The sequence below is a fragment of the Parasporobacterium paucivorans DSM 15970 genome (assembly GCF_900141895.1).
Lineage (GTDB): Bacteria > Bacillota > Clostridia > Lachnospirales > Lachnospiraceae > Parasporobacterium > Parasporobacterium paucivorans.
In genome coordinates this window covers 139,315-162,391 of the sequence record NZ_FQYT01000002.1, presented here as the reverse complement: position 1 = coordinate 162,391, position 23,077 = coordinate 139,315, and the positions used below count along the sequence as shown (strand labels likewise).

Here is a 23,077-nt window from a genome sequence, read left to right as displayed (position 1 = left end):
GCTATGAATCGTTTTATGTTTTTTGATGTTTTTCCAACTTTAGAAGTAAATAATGAATTAGGCGGACTCTTCAGGGAGGTTGAGGTTAAGAAGGTGACCACAACCTCGGCGAAGAGTTCCCTTCGTGTGCACATAGAGAATGAAAAACCAATACCTAAGGATAAGGTATTCATAATGGAGGAGACTATCCGTAAGCAGGTATGCGGATATGCAGCTATTAAAGTGGAAATTGTTGAAAAATACAACATGTCCGGCAGATATTCGCTGGGGGATGTCCTGAGCCTGTATAAGGACAGTGTTTTTTTTGAAATCAAAAACACCAATACAATCGGATACAGCATATTAAAGAGTTCGCAAATCATTATTTCTGGTGAAAACAGTATTAAAATTACTGTGGAAGACGGTCTGATTCATAGAGAGAAAACCACAAAGCTTAAGTCTATCCTGGAAGAAATATTGGTCAGCAGGTGCAGTTTGGATATCAGCATAGATGTCGTGTATATTGCGAAGACAAACAAAATTGAAATCATTTCCCAGGAACCTGTGGAGGCTGCATTCGCACCGGAAACTGTTTCAATCCCAGCTGCTGATAAGGATAAGATGGAAAAAACCATCGCAGATCCGGAAAAAAACAAAAAGAAAAAGAAGCAGCCGGACGGACTCCTGTACGGAAGGGATTTTGAGGGGAAGTCCGTTTCGCTTAAGGATGTTGTTTTTGAGATGGAAGAGGTTATTGTTGACGGGAAGATTGTCGAACTGGATAAAAGAGAAACCAAATCCGGGAAGACAATCCTGATTTTCACAATTACAGATTTTACGGACAGCATAAGCGTCAAACTTTTCCTGAAACCTGAGCAGACCGAAGAAATAGGATCAAGTATCCAAAAAGGGATGTTCATCAGACTTAAGGGAACGACCCGCATTGACAAATTCGATAACGAACTGACCATTGGTTCTGTGTACGGCATTCGTAAATCCTATGATTTTACCGAAAAAAGGATGGATACTTCACTGCAAAAACGAGTGGAGCTCCATTGTCATACAAAAATGAGTGATATGGACGGCATGACTGAAATCAGGGAGTTGATTCACACAGCCGTTGAATGGGGACACAAAGCGGTCGCTATAACAGATCACGGTGTAGCACAGGGATTTACGGAGGCTTTTCATGTATACAATGACTTGAAGGCAGATTATAAAAAACAGAAAAAAGAATTTGATTTCAAGCTGATTTATGGAATCGAGGGTTATATTGTCGACGATCTGATTGAAATCGTCCAGAATTCCCGCAATCAGTTTCTGGATGATACTTATGTTGTTTTCGACATAGAGACAACTGGACTGAATGCCCAGAAAAATGAAATCATTGAGATCGGTGCTGTAAAGATGACCAAGGGGGTAGTGACAGATAATTATAGTGCTTTTGTGAACCCGGGAATTCCGATTCCTTACCGGATTGAGGAACTGACGGGCATCACGGATTCTATGGTGGCTGAAGCAAGGAATATCGACATTGTGCTTCCTGAATTTCTCGCATTCTGTGAAGGAGCCGTTCTGGTTGCACACAATTCGGAATTTGATACGGGATTCATCAAAGAAAAGGCGTCCAAAAGAGGGATTGGGTACGACTATACATCCCTGGATACTGTGGCGCTGGCCCGGATGCTCCTTCCTAACCTGAAGCGCTATAAATTGGATAATATTGCCAAGGCACTTGATATACCTCTGGATAATCACCACAGGGCAGTGGATGACGCCCGATGCACAGCCCTGATATTCATTGAATTTATCAACAGGCTTAAAAAGCAGGGGATAGAACGCCTGGATCAGTTGAATACAGCAGGAGAAATTTTTGATTCTACCATCAAAAAGCTGCCTACCCACCACATAATCATCCTTGCGAAGAATGAAGTCGGTCGGGTAAACTTATATACACTCATCAGTAAATCGCATATTAATTATTTCCATATGCGGCCCCGGATCCCAAAAAGCGAGTTGCTGAAACACAGAGAAGGGTTGATTATCGGCAGTGCCTGTGCTTCGGGAGAGCTCTATGATGCCATCCTGATGGGCAAGGATACGGCAACCATAAGCAGGCTTGCACAGTTTTACGATTATTTTGAAATACAGCCGTTAGGAAATAATGGATATCTGGTAAGAGATGAAAAGACTGGCGTACATTCCGTCGAGGATCTGATGGAAATCAACAGAAAGATTGTGAAGCTGGGAGAGGAATTCAACAAACCGGTTGTTGCAACCTGTGACAATCATTTCCTGAACCCGGAGGATGAGATATACAGAAGAATCATCATGTCCGGGAAAAAATTTGCGGATTCGGATGAGCAGCCGCCCCTGTTCTTCAGGACGACGGAGGAAATGTTGGAGGAATTCGCCTATTTAGGGGAAGAAAAAACAAAAGAAGTTGTAATTGATAATACAAATTTAATTGCGGATATGGTTGAATATATTGAACCGGTACGTCCTGACAAATGCCCTCCGGTCATAGCGGATTCGGATAAGACGCTTAAGGAGATATGCTATCGCAAAGCCAACTCAATGTATGGAGAAAATCTTCCAGATATCGTAACGGCCAGGCTGGAGAGGGAACTGGAATCCATTATTTCAAACGGCTTTGCAGTGATGTATATCATTGCCCAAAAGCTGGTATGGAAATCCAATGAGGATGGGTATCTGGTGGGATCCAGAGGATCGGTAGGATCCTCTTTTGTGGCCACAATGGCCGGCATTACGGAAGTTAATCCACTGCCGCCCCATTATTATTGTCCACAATGCCATTTTTCTGACTTCGATTCAGATCTGGTCAGTCAGTACCAGGGAGCGTCCGGCTGTGACATGCCAGATCGTTTGTGCCCTGACTGCGGCCATCCATTGAATAAAGACGGTTTCGATATACCTTTCGAAACTTTCCTGGGCTTCAAGGGAAACAAAGAACCAGATATTGACTTGAACTTTTCCGGTGAATACCAGAGCAAAGCCCATGAGTACACTGAGGTGATTTTTGGGAAGGGACAAACATTCCGTGCAGGTACCATTTCGACCCTTCAGGATAAAACGGCATATGGCTACGTGAAGAACTATTTTGAAGAAAGAGGAATAATCAAGCGAAAATGCGAGATATCCAGGATTCTGAGCGGATGTGTGGGAGTAAGACGTTCTACCGGGCAGCATCCGGGAGGAATTATTGTCATGCCTCATGGTGAGAATATCAATTCATTCACTCCTGTGCAGAGGCCAGCCAATGACATGGAGACGAAGACAATCACAACCCATTTTGATTATCATTCCATTGACCATAATCTTTTGAAACTGGATATCCTTGGACACGACGATCCAACCATGATCCGTAAACTTGAGATTTTTACCGGAATCGATGCGAAAAACATAAGGCTGGACAACAAGGAGGTGCTATCCCTGTTTGAAAACACCTCTGCTTTAGGAATAAGGCCGGAAGATATTGACGGATGCAAGCTGGGAGTTCTGGGAATACCAGAATTCGGTACGGATTTCGTTATCCAGATGCTTCTGGATACGAAACCTAAGAATTTTTCCGACTTAGTCCGTATATCGGGGTTGTCCCATGGGACCAATGTGTGGCTGTCCAATGCCCAGACCGTAATCAAGGAAGGCAAAGCAACCCTTGCAACGGCAATATGTACAAGGGATGATATCATGCTCTATCTGATTACGAAAAATCTGGATCCGGAGCTCGCCTTTACTATCATGGAGGCGGTGAGAAAAGGAAAGGGACTCAAGCCTGAATGGGAAGCGGAGATGCTGGCCCACGATGTTCCGGACTGGTATATATGGTCCTGCAACCGGATTTCCTATATGTTCCCAAAAGCCCACGCGGCGGCGTATGTTATGATGGCTTTCCGCATTGCCTATTTCAAGGTTTTTCACCCGTTGGCATATTATGCGGCTTATTTCAGCATCAGGGCTACTGCATTTAATTACGAAATTATGTGCGGTGGAAGGGAAAAATTCAATCACTATTTTGCGGAATACAAGAAGAAGGCCGAATTGGGAATACTCACCAATAAGGATGAAGATACTTTCAAGGAACTGAGGATCGTTCAGGAAATGTATGCCAGAGGAATAGATTTTGAGCCTTTGGATATTTACAGGGCAAAAGCTAAGGATTTTCAAATTATTGATGGAAAATTAATGCCATCCTTGTCCACAGTAGAAGGTCTGGGAGAAAAAGCGGCGGAGGCAGTGGAAGCCGCGGCAAAACATGCTTCATTCCTCTCCAAAGATGATTTTAAGAATAGGACCAAAGCAAGTAAAACGGTTATAGATTTGATGGATCAGATGGGTATCCTGAACAGTCTTCCAGCAACGAATCAGCTTTCTTTGTTTGATATGTAAAAGTTATAAAAAGCGCTTGCCAAAAAGCAAATTACCGAGTATACTTATACAGTGCTTCAGGAAAGCGCGTATGGCTCGTTGGTCAAGGGGTTAAGACGCCGCCCTCTCACGGCGGAAACAGGGGTTCGATTCCCCTACGAGCTACTGACTATTTAATTGAATAGCCCAACCCAAAAGACGGTCTTTGTTCCTTGTTTAAGGAACGGGGGCTGTTTTTTTTGTTCTCATACAGGTTAAAAACATTGAGATAAGAAATACTTTATGATAGGATATAGTTATAAACTAAAGGGAGGTAATAAGTATGTATAATCAGACCAGAACAAAACTTGTAAAATGTGTGGTGTGCGGAGCTATATTTGATGCGTCTCTTGAAATATGTCCCGTATGTAAAGCGGGGAAAGATAAATTTGTTCCTTATGAAGAAGAAACAGCAGCTTTTCATAAGGATACAGCGGAAACATTCCTCATCCTTGGGAACGGCGTCGCAGGCATCGAGGCTGCAAAAGCGATCCGTGAAAGGAATAAAAGCTGCAAAATAATCATGGTGACCGATGAAGAAAGCCTGAGTTATAACCGTCCGATGCTGACGAAAGCTTTAAGTACCCTTAAAAGTGCAGATGATATCGCCATGTATGATAGGGAGTGGTACGATTCCCACAAGATTCAGAATGTGTTAGGCACGAAAATCGAAAAACTCGTATCTGAAGAGAAGATGGTTTACTTTGCTGATGGCAGAAAACAGGGATATGACAAATGCATCTATGCATTAGGTTCTTACTGCTTCATACCGCCAATAAATGGCAAAGACAAGCCCCAGGTTATTGCCATCCGGAATATTGCGGATGTGGATAAAATAGGAAAACTCATGCCTTCAATTAAAAATACAGTCGTGATTGGAGGGGGCGTCCTCGGCCTGGAGGCGGCCTGGGAAATGAGCAAGAAGACACATGTCACCATCCTGGAAGTAGCGGATAAACTCATGGTACGGCAGCTGGATGACGAAGGCGGGAAATTCCTGGGGGATATAATTACAAAGCAGGGAATCGATTTCAGGCTGAATGCCCAGATTGAAGAGATTACCGGAGAAGACAAGGTGACTGGCGTGAAGCTGAAGTCAGGTGAGTTTTATCCGGCAGATCTGGTTATAGTTTCCAGCGGAGTGAGACCAAACACGGAAGTTGCCCAGGCGGCCGGGATAGCTATTGGGCGTGCGGTCATTGTCAATGAAAAAATGGAGACGAACATAAAGGATGTCTATGCCTGCGGTGACTGCGCGGAATACAAAGGTGTAAACTATGCAATCTGGCCAGAGGCTATGGAAATGGGCCGTATAGCTGGTTCCAACGCAGCCGGAGACAGTCAGGTATATGAAAACGCAATGGCAGCCCTGACCTTCAATGGATTGTCAACTTCCCTCTTTTCAGTAGGAGATAATGGAAAAAATCCGGATCTGGTCTACACAAGTGAAGGAAAAACGGACAGCAGCAACTATGAAAAATTCTACTATGTGGATGGCAGGCTTGTGGGTTCTATTTTGATCGGTGACACATCCAAAATGATAGAGGTAACAAAAAAGCTTGAGGAAGGATCAATGAAATGATAGCAATAATTGACTACGATGCCGGGAATATGTATAACGTGGAAAAGGCCTTTGAGTACATCGGGGGAGAAAAGGTTGTTCCCACCATGGATAGGGACCTGATCCTGTCGGCTGATAAGGTAGTGCTTCCGGGAGTTGGATCTTTTGGAGATGCCATGCAAAAATTAAAGAAGAACGGCCTCGCAGGCACAATACATGAAGTTGTTGAAAAAAAGACTCCTTTTTTGGGGATTTGTCTGGGACTCCAGCTGCTTTTCGAATCCAGTGAAGAATCGGAGGGCGTAATGGGACTGGGAGTATTAAAAGGAAAAATTCTTAAAATACCTCCGGCAGAAGGTTTGAAAATACCGCATATTGGATGGAATTCCCTGGACTTTCGCAAAAATGGAAGACTGTTCGAGGGCATGGAGGCAAATCCGTACGTGTATTTCGTGCATTCATATTACTTGAAAGCGGAGGAGGAAGAAATCATCACTGCAACGACGGATTATGGCGTGTGCATACATTCTTCCGTGGAAAAGGATAATATTTTCGGGTGTCAGTTTCATCCGGAAAAAAGCGGAAATACTGGCATTCAGATTCTGAGGAATTTCGTTAAGCTGGGCAGGGAGGAAAAATAATGTTTACAAAAAGAATTATTCCATGCCTGGATGTAAAGGACAACAGGGTGGTCAAGGGAATAAATTTTGTTGATCTGAGGGATGCGGGAGATCCGGTGGAAGCTGCCATTGCCTACGACAAGGCAGGAGCGGATGAACTGGTTTTCCTTGATATCACTGCATCTAGCGATGCCCGCAAGACTGTCACGGAGATGGTTACGAAGGTGGCTAAAAATGTATTCATTCCCTTTACCGTCGGCGGCGGGATAAGAACTGTTGAGGATTTCCGGGAAATCCTTAGAGCAGGAGCAGATAAGGTTGCCGTGAATTCGGCGGCCATTAACAGACCTTCCCTGATAAGAGAAGCAGCGGATAAATTTGGGAGCCAGTGCGTGGTCGTTGCAATCGATGCCAAACGAAAAGCAGATGGAACAGGCTGGGAAATTTATAAAAATGGCGGAAGGGTGAATACAGGCATTGACGCTGTGGAATGGGCCATCGCTGCAGACCGTCTGGGAGCTGGGGAAATACTTCTGACCAGTATGGATTGTGACGGTACCAAGAATGGATATGACCTGGAGCTTACCCGGGTGATTTCCGAAGGTGTGAGCATACCTGTCATTGCCTCAGGAGGTGCTGGAACAATGGACCATTTCCGGGATGTCCTGACGGACGGAAAGGCGGATGCTGCGCTTGCTGCCTCTCTGTTTCATTATAAAGAAATGGAAATCAAAGACTTGAAAAAGTATCTGAAAGAAAATGGGGTGCCAGTTAGAGAATGTCCGCAATAAATAATGATTGGCTGTGTGCCTTGAGATTGGAATTTTCCAAGCCCTATTATAAGGAATTATATGACCGAGTATTGAAAGAATATTCGGATCATATTGTATACCCGGATGCGGAAGATATTTTCAATGCCTTTAATCTTACTCCTCTGCATAAAGTCAAGGTAGTGATTCTGGGACAGGATCCCTACCATAACGAAGGGCAGGCACACGGACTTTGTTTTTCTGTAAAACCGGATGTGGAAATACCACCTTCCCTGGCAAACATTTATAAAGAACTTCATGATGATCTGGGCTGCTTTATACCTGATAACGGGCACCTGGATAAATGGGCAGAACAGGGGGTATTGCTGCTAAATACGGTTCTAACCGTACGTGCCCACCAGGCCAATTCCCATAAAGAAATAGGGTGGGAACAGTTCACAGATGCGGTCATCCGGATTCTTAATGAGCAGGACAGGCCCATTGCATTCCTGCTGTGGGGAAGACCTGCTCAGAATAAAGGGATGATCCTCAACAATAAGAAGCATATGGTGCTGAAAGCACCTCATCCAAGCCCTTTGTCGGCGTATAGAGGATTTTTTGGGTGCAGGCATTTCAGCAGCACAAACCGGTTTTTAGAGATGAATGGTCTGGAGCCTATTGACTGGCAGATCGAAGATGCCAGATAAAAAATGCTTCAGGGAGTAGAACTCCCTGAAGCATTTTTTATTTGTTTTTTATCTGTTTGTGTGACATCAGGTTTTTGTTTGCTGTTGCCAGCATCAGCTTGATCCTGTTTAACTGGTTGACCTCACTGGCACCTGGATCATAATCTACTGCCACGATATTGGATTCCGGATATACATACCGCAATTCTTTGATGACACCTTTTCCAACGATGTGATTAGGAAGGCAGGCAAACGGTTGGGCACAAACGATATTTGGCACACCGCTGTGAATAAGTTCCAGCATCTCTCCTGTTAAGAACCAACCTTCACCGGTCTGATTTCCAGTGGATACATATTTGCTGGCCATCTGGGCGAGCTTGCTGATGTGAGTAGATGGTGTGAAATGCTTGCTGGCTGAGAAGGCCTTGTTTGCGCTTTTTCGCATATGTTCAATTAGGGCAATTCCCAGATTTGCTTTGATGGCAGAGGATTTTTTCATACCCAGATTCTCCGACTTGAAATTGCTGTTGAATAAAGAATACTGCAGGAAATCTATTAAATCCGGCATCACGGCTTCGGCACCCTCAGCTTCCAGAAGTTCTACAAGGTAGTTATTTGCCAGGGGGAGGAACTTAACCAGGATTTCTCCGACGATACCTACGCGAGGTTTGACCTCATCCGTGATAGGCAGGTTGTCAAAGTCCTGAATGATATCCTTTACGATTCTGCCGAATTCCCGTCCTGTCAGGCGATTCTTCGTGAGGGAATTAATACATACCTTCTTCCATTTTTCGTGGAGTGCATCGGCTGATCCGGGGACTTTTTCGTAAGGTCTCATCCGGTAAAGAACCTTCATGAATACGTCGCCATATAATACCGAGTGGATTGCTTTTATTAAGAGCTTCGGGGTAATCTTGAAACCGGAATTCTTCTCGTAACCACCGGCACTCAGGGAAATGACCGGTATGTGCTCCATTCCAGCCTTTCGTAAAGCTCTTCTTATGAAGCCGATATAGTTGGAAGCCCTGCATCCTCCGCCTGTCTGTGACATGATGACAGCAACTTTGTTAAGGTCGTATTTTCCGGACAGAAGTGCCTCCATAACCTGACCAACAACAATCAGAGAAGGGTAGCATGCGTCGTTGTTTACATACTTCAAGCCCATGTCGGTTGCTTCCCTGTTATCGTTTTCCAGTACCTCAAGCTTCAGCCCGCAGGAATTGAAAGCTGGTTCTAAAAGGTCGAAATGTATAGGTGACATCTGTGGGCAGAGGATTGTATAATCTTTTCTCATCTCTTCGGTAAACTCGGGCTTTTGAATAGAAGAGGGGTGTATTACCCTGTCCATTCCCTTCATGTTACGAACTTTTAATGCAGCAATAAGGGAACGTATACGTATCCTCGCAGCACCCAGATTATTAACCTCATCAATTTTCAAGACCGTATATATTTTTTCGGAGCTGGAAAGTACATCGGACACGCAGTCTGTGGTTACAGCATCCAGACCGCATCCAAAAGAGTTGAGTTGGATCAGATCCAAAAAATCAACGGTCTTAACATAATTTGCGGCTGAATACAGTCTGGAGTGGTACATCCACTGATCCATGACGATCAGTGGGCGTTCGACCTCCTGCAGGTGAGAAACAGCATCCTCCGTAAAGACGGCAAACCCATAGGAAGCAACCAGATCGGGTATACCATGGTTGATTTCGGGATCAACATGATAAGGACGGCCGGCAAGGACAATTCCGCGTCCTCCCGTTTCCTTGAGCTGTGCGATGATCTCTTCGCCTTTCTTCTGGATATCCCTGTGTACAGCATCCATTTCATTCCAGCCGGCAAGGGTCGCCAGTCGAATTTCTTTTTCAGGAATATCGAAGATTTCTTTGATGACTTTTACCAGCTGGTTCTCTAATACTTCTTTGTTGGTCATTGCCATGAAGGGGTTATAAAATTTCACTTTCTGCTTATATATTTCTTCCACATTGTTTTTGATGTTTTCCGGATAAGAGGTTACAATCGGGCAGTTATAGTGATTGTTTGCATCTTGAGTTTCATCCCTTTCATAGGGAATACATGGATAAAATATTCGTTCTATGCCATTGTTTATAAGCCACTGGACATGTCCATGGGCAAGTTTGGCGGGATAACATTCGGATTCGCTGGGGATGGATTCCATGCCGAGCTCATAAAGCTTGTGGGTGGATTCCGGTGATAAAACGACACTGAATCCGAGGCTTTTAAAGAAAACAGCCCAGAATGGGTAGTTTTCAAACATATTCAATACTCTTGGAATGCCGATGACTCCCCTGGGAGCTGACTCTGCTGGAAGCGGATCATAGTCGAAAAGGCGTTGGTTCTTGTATTTAAAAAGATTCGGTACTTCAATATCTGGTTTAGCTTTTCCGACGCCAATCTCACATCTGTTGCCAATGATGAATTTTCGGTTTTCATTAAATTTATTGATTGTGAGCAGACAGCTATTTGTACACCCCTTGCATCTTGCCATAGCACTTTCGTATTTCATGTTATCAATCTCATCGTAGGGAATCATAGTGGAAACGGTACCTTCCACGAATCGTTCCCGAGCAATGAGGGCCGCACCAAAGGCACCCATGATTCCTGCGATGTCTGGCCGGATGACCTGGCGGCCGGATATCTGTTCAAAGCTTCTCAAGACAGCATTATTGTAGAATGTACCGCCCTGAACAACAATTTTGTTGCCCAAATCCTGGGGATCCGTAATCTTGATTACTTTGAAAAGGGCATTTTTAATGACAGAATAGGCAAGCCCTGCAGAAATATCCGCAACGCTGGCTCCTTCCTTTTGGGCCTGTTTTACATTTGAATTCATGAATACCGTACATCTGGAGCCTAAATCTATAGGATTCCTTGATTTCAACGCTTCTTTGGCGAAATCCTTTACGCTGTAGTTCAAAGATTTCGCGAAAGCTTCAATAAATGAACCGCATCCAGAAGAACATGCCTCGTTCAGAAGCACGTTTTCGATGGCGCCATTGCGGATACGTATGTATTTCATATCCTGTCCGCCAATGTCCAGGATACAGTCAACGTCCGGCTCGAAGAAGGAAGCCGCATAATAATGGGCAACAGTCTCGACCTCGCCCTCGTCCAGCATCAAAGCTGATTTTATGAGCGCTTCCCCGTATCCTGTGGAACAGGAATAAGCAATCACTGCTTCCGGAGGAAGTTTTTCGTGGATTTCTCTTAAGGCGGCTATTGTAGTGAGAAGAGGGCTGCCGTTATTGTTGTTGTAAAAGGAGTAAAGCAGATTTCCATCTTCAGAAACCAGGGCAACCTTAGTTGTAGTTGAACCAGCATCGATTCCCAAATAACATTTCCCGATGTACGTTGCAAGCTCCTGCGTAGCCACAGAATGAAGGCTGTGACGTTTTACAAATTCTTCATATTCCTCATCTGAAGCAAAGAGCGGATCCATTCTTTTGACCTCAAACTCCATTTTGAGCTTGGAAGAAAGACGGTCCGTCAAGTCCTGAAAGGAAGTATAAGATTCCTCCTTGTAGCTGAGCGCTGCCCCGATTGCGGCAAACAAATGTGAGTTTTCAGGTGCGATCGTCTGTTCTTCTGTGAGTTTTAATGTACGGACAAAAGCATTTTTGAGTTCGCTTAAAAAATGGAGTGGGCCACCAAGAAAAGCCACATTTCCGCGTATCGGTTTGCCACAGGCAAGACCGCTGATTGTCTGATTTACAACAGCCTGGAAAATAGAGGCGGACAAATCTTCTTTAGTCGCTCCTTCGTTGATTAATGGCTGGATATCCGATTTTGCAAACACGCCGCATCTTGCGGCTATGGGATAAATGGCCTTGTAATTTTTCGCGTAATCATTGAGACCGGCTGCATCTGTCTGAAGAAGGGATGCCATCTGGTCAATAAAGGAACCTGTGCCTCCGGCACAGATTCCGTTCATTCTCTGTTCGACTCCGTTTGTGAAGTAGATGATTTTGGCATCCTCTCCGCCAAGCTCAATGGCAACATCAGTATGTGGAAAATACCTGTCCAGAGAAGTGGAGACGGACACGACTTCCTGGACAAACGGTATTTTCAGGTATTTCGATAACGTGAGTCCGCCCGAACCCGTAATGACCGGATAAATGCGGCCGTCTCCAAGCTGGTCAGCTGCATCCTTGACGAGATTGTGCAGTGTTTCCTGAATATTGGCAAAGTGTCTTTTGTAGTCTGAAAACAAGATGTTATCATCTTTATCAAGTACGGATATTTTAACAGTTGTGGAGCCTATATCGACTCCTAGTTTATAGTAAATTGTATTATTTGTATTTTCTTTCAAAACGCGAACCTCCTTAAACTCATTCAATTATTTATTATAATATAATTTTTTATAAATGACAACATTTAACATTTAACATTTAATATGTAGGAATAAATCATATTTGACAAACAGGGACAGCTTAAACTATAATTAACGAATGTTACCGGGGGTGCCGGATATTTCTGGCATCCCTGTATAAAATCACGAAAGGCCGGTTATCATGAAACTTATCGAGAAGCTTGAAAGAAAGTTTGGAAGATATGCCATTAAGAATCTTACATATTATATTATGGGGGCGTATATCATCGGATGGCTGATTCAGCTGACCGCACCGCAGGTTTACAATGCGTATCTGTCATTGAACGCAGAAGCTGTTTTGCACGGACAGATATGGAGAATCCTGACATTTCTGGTAAATCCTCCCAGCTCAAGTATGATTTTTATGATATTTACTCTTTATCTGTATTATTTTATCGGTACAAGCATCGAAAGGGCATGGGGAGCATTCCGGTTCAATCTGTACTATTTCACAGGGGTGATTTTTCATGTGATTGCCGCAGTGATAATTTTTCTGCTTTTCGGAGTGAATTACGATCTTGGAACATACTATCTCAATATGTCCCTGTTTCTTGCTTTCGCAGCATTGTATCCAGATATGCAGCTTTTGTTGTTCTTTATCATACCTGTTAAAATAAAGTGGCTGGCACTGCTTGACATTATTTTGTTCGCCGCAACGATTGTATCCGGATTTGTCATCAATTTTCTGCCTTCCACAGTCCAGATAAGCCTGTTTTATAATCTCGCCAGGTTTGGAATTATGGCCTCGCTTCCGGCAGCCATTGCTGCGTTGGTTTCCCTCTTGAACTTCATAATATTCTTCTTGTCGTCGAGAAATCTTCAAAGGGTTTCGCCTAAGGAATTTAAACGTAGGAATGATTTCAGGAAGAAGACCAGAATGGATGCAGCTCGTACACGACACAAATGTGCGGTTTGCGGACGGACCGAAAATGACGGGGATGACCTGGTTTTCAGATATTGTTCAAAATGCGGAGGAAACCGCGAGTATTGCCAGGATCATCTGTTTACCCATAAGCATGTGAATTAGGACTGAAAGGAGCTTCCAAGGAAGCTTCTTTTTTCTTGACATTTTTGAAAGGAAATAATATAGTATTCCTAAATAGTAACACTATTTGAAAAGGCGGGATAATATGGATAATATTGAGCTGTTGATGGCATTTGGCCTTACCAGGCAGGAAGCAACCCTCTACCTGACCCTGTATAAACATGGGAGCATGTCCGGGTATGAGGCGGCTAAACAGACCGGAATTTCAAGATCCAATGCATACAGTGCGCTGGCCGGGATGGTGGAAAAGGGAGCAGCCTTCATTATTGAAGGAACCGTTACGAAATATATTCAGGTTCCGGTTAACGAATTTTGCAGCAACAAACTGAAGAACCTGGAAACCTGCAAAGACACTCTGAGTAAAAATATGCCTGCCCAGAGGGACGAAAGCGATGCTTACATCACTATAACCGGAACGAAGCATATTCTTGAGAAGGTCCAGACCCTCCTGACGATGGCGGAGCAGCGTATATATCTTTCCCTGCCGTCTGATATGATTGAACTGCTGCAGAACGAGATAGACATCCTGGTGAAGAAAAGGATTAAGGTGGTTATTATAACGGAGAGAAATCTCAGGCTCCCTGGAGCTAAGGTTTATAAGACTGGCAAGATAGACAATCAGGTCAGGATGATCGTTGACTCGAGACATGTACTGACTGGAGATTTCGACAAGGAGAATTCAAGCTGCCTCTATTCAGGCAATAAAAACCTTGTGGATGTATTTAAAGATGCCCTTAGAAATGAAATGAAATTAATTGAACTGACTAAAGGAGATATGTAGTATGAAAAAAACACCATTTTTAACATTAGAACAGGTCCGTGAAATCGAAAAAACCTACCCAACTCCGTATCACATCTATGATGAGAAGGGAATCAGGGACAATATCAAGCGTTTGCAGGATGCATTCTCCTGGAATAAAGGTTTCAAGGAATATTTTGCTGTCAAGGCGACTCCAAATCCTTTTCTTCTTGAGATTTTCAGGGATATGGGATGCGGCCTCGACTGCTCATCCTATACGGAGCTTATGATGTCAGAGAAGCTCGGCGTAACGGGGAGCGATATTATGTTTTCTTCCAATACTACCCCGGTGGATGAGTTTGTATACGCATCGAAGCTGAATGCTACCATCAACCTGGATGATTTTACCCATATTGATTTTCTGGAAAAATGCGCCGGAATACCAGAAACTATTTCCTGTCGTTTCAATCCCGGAGGAATTTTCACTATAAGCAATACGATTATGGACAATCCGGGTGATGCCAAATACGGATTCACCAGAGAACAGCTCTTTGAAGGATTCCGCGTTCTTAAACAAAAGGGAGCAAAGCATTTTGGAATCCATTCTTTTCTGGCGAGCAATACAACGACCAACGAGTATTATCCGATGCTGGCGAAAATTCTTTTTGAACTTGCCGTGGAGCTCCACGATGAAACAGGGGCGGATATTAAATTTATAAATCTTTCCGGCGGAATAGGAATACCATACAGACCGGAACAGGATCCGGCAGATATTTATGAAATTGCCGAAGGAGTCAGGAAGGCTTACGAAGAGATTCTCATTCCGGCAGGAATGGATGATGTAGCTATATTTACAGAACTGGGAAGGTTCATGACAGGGCCTTACGGACATCTTGTTACAAAGGCTATTCACCAAAAACACATCCATAAAGAATATATCGGAGTAGATGCATGTGCCGTCAATCTCATGAGGCCGGCTATGTATGGCTCCTATCATCATATTACCGTGCTTGGAAAGGAAGACAGACCTTTGGACCATAAATATGATGTAGTGGGATCCCTGTGTGAAAACAATGATAAATTCGCAGTAGACCGTATGCTTCCGGAGATAGAAAACGGTGATTATCTCGTAATACATGATACAGGCGCGCATGGTTTTGCCATGGGGTACAATTACAATGGAAAATTAAAATCCGCTGAGCTTCTTCTGAAAGAGGATGGCAGTGTAAAAATGATCCGCAGGGCGGAAAATCCGAAGGATTATTTTGCCACATTTGATTTTTGTGATATCCTTGCCTAGAAATCCTCTGATTTAAAAGGCATATCAATTGACGCATGTATCCAGTTTTGTTATAATTAGACATCGAAAGGCTGTGGAAATCGTGAATTGGTACAAAGATCTGTATGTTGGCGAAGGTGCCGCGGAAATCAAGAACCTGATAGTGAGAAATATTAAGAAACATAAACCCCAGACCGGGGTTTATGTTTTGACGCTTCCGGAAAACACATCGGAAACACTTGACATTTATCACGCAATCACACTCCTGGGGAAGGAGGACATGAATCCGGATGTATGGATTATCGGGATTGCTTTGGGGAAAAAAGAATCATATGAAGTTATGGAAAAAATTGTCATGGACTGCTACAGCCAGACGGGAAGTTTCAATGTCCATAACTACATCAGATACGGCTTGCGAAAAATTTGATTCTGAATGAGAGGCTATTATGCTGCACGTCTTATGGATAATTTTGATATGTCTGCTGAGCATACTTGGGTTTTTGTTTCTGCTGCTACTGCTGGTTTTGTTCCTGCCCGTTTTCTATAAGCTGGATATCCGTTATAATTCAGAAAGCTATAGTATAGCCATCCGGGGGACATGGATGGCCGGAGTGCTGGGATATCGGGGCATTTTCAGTAAAAAAGGCTTTGAGAATATCCTTTCTGTTTTTTGCAAACCCGTAAAGCAGGGACGCAAAAACAGAAAACAAAAGAAGAAGCAGCCAAAAAAGGGTGCTTCGGAAAAAACAACAGAAAAACTGCACGCAGAGCCCGCTTCCAGTCAGGAGGAAAAAATAACATCCAATGCGGAGCTGCACAAACAAGAGGCGGAGACAAAAACAAGAGAAAAAACGCAGAAAAAGAAAAAAGAAAAAAAGAAGAAAGAGAGAAAACAAAAATCAGGTGCAGGTGAGCGGATCAGGCATACAATCGAGTATGTCCGGAATGAAGAAAATCGAAAATCTTTTCTTTTTGCGAAGGCCCGCCTTTTTGAACTTCTCAATCACATAAAGCCCAGACGGGTTAAAGGATTCGCTGTCATTGGATTTGAAAATCCGGCCACCACCGGACAGGTTTTGGGAGCCATTGGTGTTCTGTTCGGGTTCCTTGGCAAGGGAATACGGATTCAACCTGAATTCGACAGAAGTATATTGGAAGCAGATGTGTATATGAGTGGAAGAATAAGAGTTTTTAATCTTTTGATAATATTTTTACGAAGCCATTTTAACAAACAATTCAGAAAATCAGTAGATGACCTTTCAGGTCTATGAGATTAAGGAGGAGCAGCCATGTCAGTAAACAATTTCGAATCCACGGTAGAAGCCCTGTTAAAGGGGATGGGGAATTATGTTTCAACGAAAACCGTTGTAGGTGAGGCTATCCATATTGATGATGCCATTATACTTCCGCTGGCGGAGGTGTCCTTTGGGGTTGCCGCCGGAGCGTTTTCAGGAGATCATAAAGATAACGGAGGCGGCGGAATGGGCGGCAAAATAACTCCTAGCGCCGTGCTGGTCATTCAGAACGGAACCTCAAAATTAATCAATATTAAAAATCAGGATATGATCACAAAATTGATGGACATGGTCCCCGATTTAATTGACAGATTCAGTGCGGGCAGAGAAAAGAAAGACGACATCAATTTGAAAGAGGTATAGAGTGGACTTTAAAGACTTAATAGCAGGAAATGAATTCGTAATTCTTGATGGGGCTATGGGCACTATGCTGCAACAGAACGGAATGAAGGCAGGAGAACTGCCGGAACTTATTGGGATTTCCAGACCGGAGATCGTAACGGGTATCCACAGGGAGTACATTGAGGCTGGCGCACAGATAATCTATGCAAATACTTTTGGAGCCAACCGGTACAACATGAACAGAACTGAGTATAGCGTGGAAGATGCTGTTAAGGCCGCTATTCAGAACGCAAAGAAAGCAGCGCAGGGAACGGATGTGCTTGTGGCTTTGGATATCGGACCAATCGGACATATGCTTGAACCTTTAGGCAGCCTCCGATTTGAGGATGCTTACGAGTTATACAAAGAAGAGGTTCTTGCGGGTAACGATGCAGACGTAATCGTGATTGAAACAATGACAGATTTATATGATATGAAAGCGGCCCTGCTTGCTGCCAAGGAAAATAGTGATCTTCCGGTCATCTGCTCGATGACCTTTGAACGGAGCCTGCGAACGTTTACAGGATGTCCGATCAGCGCAATGGCGTTGACGGCCCAGGGACTGGGTGCGGATGCCATTGGACTGAACTGTTCCCTTGGACCTAAAGAAATAGTTGCCCTTGCTGAAGAAATCGCGAAATGGACAAGTCTGCCGATTGTGGTTAAACCGAATGCCGGACTTCCGGATCCCGAAACAGGCGCATATGATGTCAGTCCGGAGGAATTTGCCGGATACATGAAGGAAATGGTTGGTCTGGGTGTTAAGATATTTGGTGGATGCTGTGGTACCACCCCTGCCTTTATAAAATCTTTAAGAGAAATGCTCTCTAAGGAGCATTTTCAGAAAAATGTGAACACTGTCCCATCCGGTATATGTTCCGCTTCAAAAACGGTCATTATGGAAGGAATGCTTCGGGAGGAAAAGGGTATAAATCCTGCTGGTGACAAAGACCTTGAAAATGCCCTGATTGAGGGGGATATGGATTATGTTGCCGACCTGGCAATGGAGATGGCAGAAGAAGAGGCTGAAATCATCAGCGTAAACGCTGCGATTGCCGGAGTGGATGAGAAGGAATGTCTTCCAGGAATGATCAGGACCATTCAGTCCATCACGAATATACCTCTTGTTATAGATTCGGTGGTGCCTGAAGCCGTTGAAGCGGCGGCCAGAGTATATAATGGAGTTCCGGGCATCTACCTTGGAACCGGGGATGATAAATCCCTTCAGGCTATACTGCCCATAGCCAAAAAATACGGGGCGCTTGTAATTCCGCGTTCCCTCTCCAATGAGCAGTAAGAAGAAGCAACAAAAAATCCTTCATTTTACCAATTGGTAATAATGAAGGATTTTTTATGGTATAAAAATATTACGCACGTACAACAAGTCCGGATCTTAAACAAGAAGTACAAACATTCATTTTCTTGGAGAGTCCGTTTACATTAACTTTTACTGACTTAATGTTTGACTTCCACATTCTGTTTGATCTTCTATGAGAATGGCTGACGTTATTTCCGAAATGGACACCTTTACTACATATTTCACATTTTGCCATGATAACACCTCCCTGATATTCTAAGTACAAATCACTTAACACGAATTGCATTTTATCAGATATAAGGATATTTTGCAAGTCTTTTTAAAAATCAGAAAGGAATTTTATGCTTTCCATTTTAAATGAAAGAATGTATAATACTATATGCATCACACTAACGAGATTCATTATGTAAATAATGGAGGTATAAAAGTGAATGGAAAAATGAAAACCAAAATGGGTGAAATAATAATTGACGGCCATGTCATTGCAAAATATGCCGGATTGACCGCAGTGGAGTGCTTCGGTATAGTTGGAATGGCTGCGGTAAGCGTAAGGGATGGAATAATCAAGCTCCTGAAAAGGGAAAGCCTGGAAAAAGGTATTAACGTGGTAGTCAGTGATGATAATCAGATAACAATCGATTTTCATGTAATTATTTCGTATGGGGTCAGGATCTCTGTTGTGTCTGACAATCTTATTTCCAACGTGAAATATAAGGTTGAAGAATTCACAGGAATGACCGTGAAAAAAATCAACATTTTCGTAGAGGGTGTCAGGGTAATTGACTGATTGCCGTCAAGCGACTGTTTAATATTGAGGAGGATATTGTCTTGAACAATAGGATAGATGCCAAGATGTTCCGAAAAATGTTTTTAGCCGGGGCAGCTAACTTGGAATCCAGCAAGGAATGGATCAACGAACTGAACGTGTTCCCGGTTCCTGATGGAGATACGGGAACAAATATGACATTAACTATTAAATCAGCCGTTAAGGAGATGGTACAGTTAAGCAATCCGAATTTAGGCGAACTTGCGAAAGCAATCTCCTCAGGATCTTTAAGGGGTGCCCGTGGAAACTCCGGCGTTATCCTTTCCCAGTTGTTCAGAGGGTTTTCCAAGGAAATCGAAGACTTGGAAACCATCGATGCATATAGCATGGCCAATGCCAGCCACAGAGCAGTAGAAACAGCCTATAAGGCAGTTATGAAGCCAAAAGAAGGAACTATCTTGACCGTAGCCAGATGCATGGCTGAAAAAGTCGGAGAGATGGTCAATGAAACACAGGATCTGGAAGTGATTTTGAAAGAAATGGTCCGTCATGGGGAGTATATACTGAGTCAGACGCCCGAAATGCTTCCAGTGCTGAAGCAGGCAGGTGTCGTAGATTCCGGTGGGCAGGGTCTGATTCAGATCGCCAAGGGGGCATTGGATGCCTTTCTGGGCATAGAAGTCGACTATTCGCTGCAGGAAGAGCCCATGACGGAGAGACCGGTACCGGCATCTGCAGCGATGGAGGACATCCAGTTTGGCTATTGCACGGAATTTATCGTCAATAGTGAAAAGAAATTTGAAGAAAAGGATGAAATGGAATTTAAAGTGTTTCTGGAATCTATTGGAGATTCTATAGTGGTTGTCTCCGATGATGAAATCATAAAGGTTCATGTCCATACTAACGATCCTGGTCTTGTAATTCAAAAAGGTCTGTCCTTCGGTTCTCTTTCGCACATGAAGATTGACAATATGAGAGAAGAGCATCGCGAAACGCTGCTCAGGAAAGCAGATGCTGTAGTGGCAGAACCGGCTGAGACAGAGAAAGTACCGCGGAAAGAGCATGGTTTCATAGCCGTTTCTGCCGGTGGTGGTCTGGATGATATTTTTACCAGTTTTGGCGTGGACTACTTAATCAAAGGCGGCCAGACGATGAATCCCAGCACACAGGATATACTCGAGGCAATAGAAAAAGTTAATGCAGACAATATATTTATTCTTCCGAACAATGGAAATATTATACTTGCAGCCCAACAGGCAAAAGACATGACAGAGGATAAAAACGTCATCGTTATACCGACCAAGACGATTCCTCAGGGAATTTCGGCAATGATCAGCTACAGCCCCGGGAAAAATGCCGATGAAGTGATTGCGAAAATAATGGAAGACCTTAAGCATATCAAGAGCGCCGAAATTACATATGCGGTACGTGACACGGTTATCGATGGTATAGAGATTAAAGAAAATGATATAATGGGTATCGGCGAAGAGGGAATCCTGGCAGTAGGTCAGAATATCCAGGGAACTGCCATCAAAACCCTTCAGGCGCTTGTGGATGAAAATTCTGAAATAATCAGCATTTATTACGGGGAAGACGTCACGGAGAAAGAAGCCGGCGAACTTGCGGCAAGATTGGAAGACTTATTCCCGGATGCAGAAGTGGAAGTCAACAAAGGCGGCCAGCCAATATATTATTATATTATTTCCGTAGAATAAAACACCAGGCTAGGATATTCCGTGGAGGACTGTCTTAGCCTTTTTTGAATAGAAATGGAGGCATTCTTTTGAAATTGACACAGCTGCGAGGCATTGGTGAAAAAACGGAAAAACTCTTGAATAAACTGGGCATTTATGACGTGAACAGTTTGGTTTCTTGTTATCCCCGTAATTACGAAACCTTTGAACCTCCTATTCCCGTAGACCAGATCAGGGGAGAGGGGACGGCGGCAGTCAGGGGAACCCTTAAAAATCCTCCTACACAGAAGAGAATGCAGAAGTTCAATATTACGGCAGGAATTGTAACGGATGAGCACGGCTCCGGATTAAAGGTAATTTGGTTCAACATGCCATTTCTAAAGAATACACTAAAAACCGGACATACCTATGTGTTTCGAGGCAGAATCGGATATAAGTCCGGGATAGAGATGGAACAGCCAGCCGTATTTACACCCCAGGAATATGCGGAAATGCAGAATACCATATTTCCCCGATACGGCCTGACAGAAGGACTGAACAATAAAACCATGCAGAAAGCCGTAAAACAGGCTCTTGGAACAATGACACCGGAAGAGTCGCTTCCTGGCGCGTTACGTTCCAGATATGAACTGATTTCTTACGAAGCGGCATTACAGAATATTCATTTTCCTGAAGACTTTACAAGACTTTCCATGGCGCGGAAAAGACTGGCCTTTGAGGAGTTTTTTTTGTTCATATGTACTCTAAGGCATTTCAGGGAACAAAAGGAAATGGTGGAAAATGAGTTCGGGATTCAGACAGGAACATATGCGGACAGGTTAATGCAAAGCCTTCCCTATGACCTGACGAAGGCCCAGAAGAGGGCTCTCCAGGAAATAAGGGATGATCTGAGAAAGAAACAGGTGATGTCCCGACTCGTACAGGGAGACGTTGGTTCGGGGAAAACAATAGTTGCTCTGCTGGCGCTGCTGGATGTGGCAGAGAATGGTTTTCAGGGCGCTCTGATGGCGCCTACGGAGGTTCTGGCGGTGCAGCATTATAAAAGTATCACGGAAATTTTCGAAAATCATAATATCCCATTCAGCGTTGTCCTGCTTACCGGGTCAACAAAGCAGAAGGAGAGAACCGAGGTCTGCAGACAGATTGAAGAAGGGGAGGCAGATATAGTGATTGGGACCCATGCACTCTTTCAAAAAAAAGTCATTTATAATAATCTGGCGCTGGTCATTACTGACGAACAGCATCGTTTCGGAGTGAAGCAGCGGGAAATCTTCTCTAAAAAAGGAAAGGAACCAAATGTGCTGGTTATGAGCGCAACTCCGATTCCAAGAACACTGGCTCTGATCCTGTATGGAGATCTGGATATATCTGTCATTGACGAGCTTCCACAGGGAAGACAGCGGATAAGAAACTGCGTAATTCTGCAGAATGACCGGCCTAAATCATACAAGTTTATTTTTGATCAGGTCAAAGCCGGGAGGCAGGCATACGTCATCTGTCCAATGGTTGAAGAAAACGATGAAATAGAAGCGGAAAATGTGATCGGTTATTCCGAAAGATTGCAGAAAGTTCTTGGAAAAGAAATCCATGTGGAGTATCTGCACGGGCAGATGAAACCCGGGCAAAAAAACAAGATAATGGAGGAATTTGCCGACGGAATGATTGATGTCCTCGTCAGCACGACAGTAATCGAGGTAGGTGTAAACGTGCCAAACGCAACAGTCATGATGATTGAAAATGCAGAGAGGTTCGGCCTTGCCACACTGCACCAGCTGCGCGGAAGGGTCGGAAGAGGAGAGCATCTGTCCTATTGCATTTTCGTGAGCGGAACAAGTGATCCGGAAACACTGGGCAAGCTGGATATATTGAATAAAACCAACGATGGTTTCGTCATCGCAGAAGAAGATCTGAAATCCAGGGGGCCGGGGGATATCTTTGGTAACCGCCAGAGCGGGGAACTTCGCTTTAAAGCGGGAGATATCTATCAGGATGCGGACCTTATCAGGAAGGCATCGGAAGCGGCCGGCTGGTTTTATGGAAACCTGACTCAGTTTACAAGGGAAGAAATAGAATTGGTTGAAAAAAGGTGCCGATTGACAAAAGAATTATTAATGCTATAGTTAGAAAATAAAAAATATCTGGAGGGT

17 protein-coding genes and 1 tRNA gene are annotated in these 23,077 nt (G+C 43.8%); 16 read left to right on the top strand and 2 right to left on the bottom strand.

Annotated elements, in window-relative coordinates:
- Positions 1-3 precede the first annotated feature (3 nt).
- The 6 genes from BUA79_RS00805 (at position 4) to ung (ending at position 8,044) form a co-directional block, all read left to right on the top strand.
- Positions 4-4,389 (top strand): PolC-type DNA polymerase III, encoded by a 4,386-nt coding sequence (locus tag BUA79_RS00805; protein ID WP_073992457.1) that lies wholly within the window; start codon positions 4-6, stop codon positions 4,387-4,389.
- Positions 4,390-4,461: 72 nt separating this feature from the next.
- A tRNA-Glu gene (locus tag BUA79_RS00800) sits at positions 4,462-4,533 on the top strand.
- Between the two features lie 157 nt (positions 4,534-4,690).
- Entirely contained in the window at positions 4,691-5,989 is a 1,299-nt protein-coding gene (locus tag BUA79_RS00795; protein ID WP_073992456.1) for an FAD-dependent oxidoreductase, read from the top strand.
- Positions 5,986-6,609 (top strand): imidazole glycerol phosphate synthase subunit HisH, encoded by a 624-nt coding sequence (gene hisH / locus BUA79_RS00790; protein WP_073992455.1) that lies wholly within the window; start codon positions 5,986-5,988, stop codon positions 6,607-6,609. The genes BUA79_RS00795 and hisH overlap by 4 nt, the downstream gene beginning before the upstream one ends.
- Positions 6,609-7,379, top strand: a complete 771-nt coding sequence (gene hisF, locus BUA79_RS00785; protein ID WP_073992454.1) for an imidazole glycerol phosphate synthase subunit HisF — start codon at positions 6,609-6,611, stop codon at positions 7,377-7,379. The genes hisH and hisF overlap by 1 nt, the downstream gene beginning before the upstream one ends.
- Positions 7,367-8,044, top strand: a complete 678-nt coding sequence (gene ung / locus BUA79_RS00780; protein ID WP_073992453.1) for a uracil-DNA glycosylase — start codon at positions 7,367-7,369, stop codon at positions 8,042-8,044. The genes hisF and ung overlap by 13 nt, the downstream gene beginning before the upstream one ends.
- Positions 8,045-8,081: 37 nt before the next feature.
- Here the strand turns inward: ung and BUA79_RS00775 are convergent, their stop codons facing one another.
- Positions 8,082-12,353: a 2-hydroxyacyl-CoA dehydratase gene (locus tag BUA79_RS00775; RefSeq protein WP_073992452.1), complete on the bottom strand. Its 4,272-nt coding sequence runs from the start codon at positions 12,351-12,353 to the stop codon at positions 8,082-8,084.
- Positions 12,354-12,555: 202 nt separating this feature from the next.
- Here BUA79_RS00775 and BUA79_RS00770 point away from each other — a divergent pair, with 202 nt between their 5' ends.
- From BUA79_RS00770 to BUA79_RS00740, 7 genes are all read left to right on the top strand, one after another.
- Positions 12,556-13,440: a rhomboid family protein gene (locus BUA79_RS00770; RefSeq protein WP_073992451.1), complete on the top strand. Its 885-nt coding sequence runs from the start codon at positions 12,556-12,558 to the stop codon at positions 13,438-13,440.
- A gap of 103 nt (positions 13,441-13,543) precedes the next feature.
- Entirely contained in the window at positions 13,544-14,239 is a 696-nt protein-coding gene (locus BUA79_RS00765) for a TrmB family transcriptional regulator (protein WP_073992450.1), read from the top strand.
- A gap of 1 nt (position 14,240) precedes the next feature.
- Positions 14,241-15,497, top strand: a complete 1,257-nt coding sequence (locus tag BUA79_RS00760; RefSeq protein WP_073992449.1) for a diaminopimelate decarboxylase — start codon at positions 14,241-14,243, stop codon at positions 15,495-15,497.
- 82 nt (positions 15,498-15,579) lie between these two features.
- Positions 15,580-15,903 carry a hypothetical protein gene (locus BUA79_RS00755; RefSeq protein WP_143147860.1) on the top strand — a complete coding sequence of 108 codons (324 nt, stop codon included), beginning with the start codon at positions 15,580-15,582 and terminating at the stop codon, positions 15,901-15,903.
- A 19-nt stretch (positions 15,904-15,922) separates the two neighbouring features.
- On the top strand, positions 15,923-16,747 hold the full coding sequence (locus BUA79_RS00750; protein WP_073992447.1) for a DUF2953 domain-containing protein: 825 nt from the start codon (positions 15,923-15,925) through the stop codon (positions 16,745-16,747).
- A gap of 18 nt (positions 16,748-16,765) precedes the next feature.
- Positions 16,766-17,134: a GerW family sporulation protein gene (locus BUA79_RS00745; RefSeq protein ID WP_073992446.1), complete on the top strand. Its 369-nt coding sequence runs from the start codon at positions 16,766-16,768 to the stop codon at positions 17,132-17,134.
- A gap of 1 nt (position 17,135) precedes the next feature.
- On the top strand, positions 17,136-18,449 hold the full coding sequence (locus tag BUA79_RS00740; protein WP_073992445.1) for a homocysteine S-methyltransferase family protein: 1,314 nt from the start codon (positions 17,136-17,138) through the stop codon (positions 18,447-18,449).
- A 70-nt stretch (positions 18,450-18,519) separates the two neighbouring features.
- On the opposite strand, the gene rpmB is transcribed toward BUA79_RS00740, so the two are convergent.
- On the bottom strand, positions 18,520-18,705 hold the full coding sequence (gene rpmB / locus BUA79_RS00735) for a 50S ribosomal protein L28 (protein ID WP_073992444.1): 186 nt from the start codon (positions 18,703-18,705) through the stop codon (positions 18,520-18,522).
- Positions 18,706-18,909: 204 nt separating this feature from the next.
- Between rpmB and BUA79_RS00730 the strand changes: the two genes are divergently transcribed.
- The 3 genes from BUA79_RS00730 to recG all read left to right on the top strand — a co-directional run bounded on the left by BUA79_RS00730 (position 18,910) and on the right by recG (position 23,050).
- The gene (locus BUA79_RS00730; protein WP_408633819.1) at positions 18,910-19,257 is read left to right on the top strand and encodes an Asp23/Gls24 family envelope stress response protein; all 348 of its coding nucleotides are present in this window, start codon (positions 18,910-18,912) and stop codon (positions 19,255-19,257) included.
- A gap of 65 nt (positions 19,258-19,322) precedes the next feature.
- Positions 19,323-20,951, top strand: coding sequence for a DAK2 domain-containing protein (locus tag BUA79_RS00725; protein WP_073992511.1), 1,629 nt, complete (start codon positions 19,323-19,325; stop codon positions 20,949-20,951).
- A gap of 62 nt (positions 20,952-21,013) precedes the next feature.
- Positions 21,014-23,050, top strand: a complete 2,037-nt coding sequence (gene recG / locus BUA79_RS00720) for an ATP-dependent DNA helicase RecG (RefSeq protein WP_408633818.1) — start codon at positions 21,014-21,016, stop codon at positions 23,048-23,050.
- Positions 23,051-23,077 lie beyond the last annotated feature (27 nt).